Below are 426 nucleotides of genomic sequence, written 5' to 3'. Positions count from 1 at the left end.
GTGTCCCCGGCCGCCGTGCTGGTGCCGTCCTCCGCGGAGGGCAAGGAGATCGCCGCCCGCCTCGCGCTGCGCATCGGCTCCGGCATCATCACCGACGCCACCGACCTGGAAGCCGGCGAGGAGGGCCCGGTGGCCACCCAGTCGGTGTTCGCCGCCTCCTTCACCACCAAGACCCGTGTCTCCAAGGGCACCCCGGTCATCACCGTCAAGCCCAACTCCGCCGCCGTGGAGGCCGCCCCGGCCGCCGGCGCGGTCGAGGCCCTCGCCGTCACCTTCTCGGAGAAGGCGACCGGCACCAAGGTCACCGCGCGCACCCCGCGCGAGTCGACCGGGCGTCCGGAGCTGACCGAGGCCGCGATCGTGGTCTCCGGCGGCCGCGGCGTCAACGGCGCCGACAACTTCGCGATCATCGAGGCCCTCGCCGAC

The 426-nt window shown here is 74.2% G+C and carries 1 pseudogene; it reads left to right on the top strand.

Annotated features, from left to right (window positions below):
• Nucleotides 1-426, top strand: a pseudogene (locus IG08_RS0153380) (FAD-binding protein); the annotation flags it as partial.

This window comes from Streptomyces fulvoviolaceus (assembly GCF_000718165.1).
Taxonomy (GTDB): Bacteria; Actinomycetota; Actinomycetes; order Streptomycetales; family Streptomycetaceae; genus Streptomyces; species Streptomyces fulvoviolaceus.
The sequence above is the reverse complement of the archived record's forward strand: the minus strand, read 5'-3'. Positions and strand labels throughout refer to the sequence as shown.